The 2510-nt window shown below is 58.4% G+C and carries 2 protein-coding genes and 2 pseudogenes; 2 read left to right on the top strand and 2 right to left on the bottom strand.

Annotated elements, in window-relative coordinates; translation table 11 throughout:
• Both NW835_RS06355 and NW835_RS06350 read right to left on the bottom strand, forming a co-directional pair.
• A pseudogene (locus tag NW835_RS06355) lies at positions 1 to 184 on the bottom strand (D-alanyl-D-alanine carboxypeptidase); the annotation flags it as partial.
• A gap of 46 nt (positions 185 to 230) precedes the next feature.
• Positions 231 to 611, bottom strand: coding sequence for a hypothetical protein (locus NW835_RS06350; RefSeq protein WP_414365539.1), 381 nt, complete (start codon positions 609 to 611; stop codon positions 231 to 233).
• 322 nt (positions 612 to 933) lie between these two features.
• On the opposite strand from NW835_RS06350, the gene NW835_RS06345 reads away from it, so the two are divergent.
• Both NW835_RS06345 and NW835_RS06340 read left to right on the top strand, forming a co-directional pair.
• Positions 934 to 1380, top strand: a complete 447-nt coding sequence (locus tag NW835_RS06345) for a Fur family transcriptional regulator (RefSeq protein WP_414365540.1) — start codon at positions 934 to 936, stop codon at positions 1378 to 1380.
• 196 nt (positions 1381 to 1576) lie between these two features.
• Positions 1577 to 2510 (top strand): annotated as a pseudogene (locus NW835_RS06340) (peptidase M48); the annotation flags it as partial.

Raw genomic sequence — 2510 nt, 5'->3', positions numbered from 1 at the left:
TCAACCGGGCTAGGTACGCCTCCACCTGGGGCTGCAGGGATCCCTGCGCCGTCGCCTGGGAAAAATGAGCTGAGCTCAGCAGCAAGAGCGCCGCCGAGAGCATCCCCACCCCGATCGCAACCAACCGCCAGCCCGGCCAGACCCGCCGCTGTCGTTCGCAATAGTATTGCAGAGCACTTTTCACCCAAAATGCCCTCTAAAAACGCCGACCCACCGCAGGAGCGGATCCCTCAGCTCGGCAGCTCCCAGCTGCTCTCTTCCACAGGTTCCACGTCGATGGTGCCGGGGGGCGTTTGCCGGTAAAAATGTCCATCGGCAACAAACAGGGGCTCGCCACAACTGGGGCAGAAGAAGCGGCTGCCCTCGATGGCCTGCGATTCCGACCCACAGACCGGGCAGCGATCCGTGGCAATCCAGCGGCGTGCCCACCAACGAAAGGCCAGCAGCACCAGTACCGGCAGAGAGAGCAAGAACAGCAACAGAGCCACCAACCCAGCAACCAGCCAACCCAGCCCGACACGGGTCAGCAAAGCTGCCAAGGCCAGGGATCCCAGCCAGAAGCCCCAGCCACCTAGAGAGATGGAATAGGTTTTGGGCTGCTCAAACCGCATCTTTGTTTTCCCTTCCCGTATTGACCACGCTGACCAACGCCGCCGGGATGCCGCGGGCCTTCTCCCGAGTATGTTAGCCCAGACTCACTCGAACTATAGAACCACCTGGGCATACCTTGTAGGCTAGCTCATTTCCAATAGAGGCGGGATCCGGTTTCCCACACCCTCTGGCAGTCCGGACGCCGGGGTTGCCTCTCTAGAGGGCGGGCAGGATTCCTTTGGCAGCCGAAAGTCGGTGGCACTATCTTGGATGAAGCTATTATCAATTGCAGAACTTATTGACTGTTGCGGCGATGTTTCCCAAAAGTGGAGAGGCGGCATTATGGTCTACACAGAAGAAGCTTTCAAAGCAGAGCTGAACGCCAGAGGCTGGCGAGCCACCCGGCAGCGGGAGATTATCTTGCAAACCTTTCAGAACCTACCCGAGGGCACTCACCTAAGCGCTGAGGAGCTGCACAAAAAGTTGCGGGAAGAAGGCCACAACATCAGCCTTTCCACCATCTATCGCACTGTCAAGCTGATGGCACGCATGGGCATTTTGCGCGAGCTGGAACTGACCGAAGGCCACAAACATTATGAGATCAACCAGCCTGCCCCCCACCACCACCACCATTTGGTTTGCATTAAAACCAACAAAGTCATTGAGTTCAAAAACAACGCCATCCTGAATATCAGCCAGAAGGTGGCTGAAAAGTACGGCTTTAAGGTGCTGGATTGCCAGCTCACCATCATCGGCATCAGCCCGGAGGGACAGCGCTCGATCTTGTAGCCAAACAATTTCTGAAGCTCAGCTCCTGGACAGATACTTGCCCGGGGCGTTCTCCCAGCAGCGGAGCTGTACTGGGTTTGTGGGGAGATGGGGATCCCCTTGGCAGGGAAAGTGCCAGAATAGCCGCTGTAAAGTCGAAAGCCATTGGCAGTTGAGGCAATAACTGAGCTTATCCCACCCAATTCGGGAGATGACCATGAACGAGCAGGAAGTGGCGCAGTGGCTAGAGCAAGCTTTGGCAAACCTGCGTCTGAGGATCCAGGTGAAGGTCCAGCCCCTCCAAGACAATGCCGAGGACTACGCCTTGGTGGTCATGATCAACCACCCTGCTCACGTTGCTCTCAACCATGAGAGGCTGACGGCCTGGTTCCAGAAGGCAATTCCCAGCCGCTATCCTCAAGTCAAGCGCTTGGCTCTCTACAGCCGCCCCATCGGCCAGCAGCAGGCCAACTGGAAAACTCAGGTGGGGCTGGCTCCGGAAGTGGCGACGGGCAGGAGGGATCCCGCCGACAGTCCAGATCTCAGCCGCTACTGCTTTGTCCAAGACCGCCAGTTGCTCACTGCCGACCTGCCTCAACCTTCGAGCGTGGTGCGCCAGGCGGTCTTGGGTTTTCATAGCCTCACGGCTGGGCAAAAAGAGGAGGTTTTGCCCCTACTGCCCCCCTTGTTCCGCAACCCCGGCGCCGTCTCGACGGCGCTGCTCTCTGTGGATGCGGCTCTGTGGCTGGAGCCCTTGAAAAGCCTCAATCCCCATGAGCTGCGCCTGTTGAGCGTTTGGCTGAGCCGCTATTGCTTCAACCCCAGCCGCACCTTAGCAGAGTTGGATCCCGCCACCTCCAATCTCAAAACCGGTCAGACCCACCGCCGGTATCGCGCTCCTCAGACAGGGGTCTCGCTGGTTTTGGCCAGCTTTGCCGGCAACCTCACTCTGGCCGCCGGCGTGACCCTGAGCCTGTTGTTCGGCATGGTGTTTGTGCTGGCCCTGGCCGTTTTCGGCACCTTGGAAGGGGGGTTCTCTTTTGGCTCTCTCCTTTTTGCTGTTTTGCTCACCCTGGCCTTCAACGCCCTGATTTTCTTTTTGTCCCCCTGGTTGATGGACTGGATCCAGCACAGCCTCTACGGCACCCAGT

This window comes from Synechococcus sp. OH2 (genome assembly GCF_047462155.1).
GTDB lineage: Bacteria > Cyanobacteriota > Cyanobacteriia > Thermostichales > Thermostichaceae > Thermostichus.
Note: the sequence above shows the minus strand (reverse complement) of the source record. Positions and strands in the feature narration are given on the sequence as shown.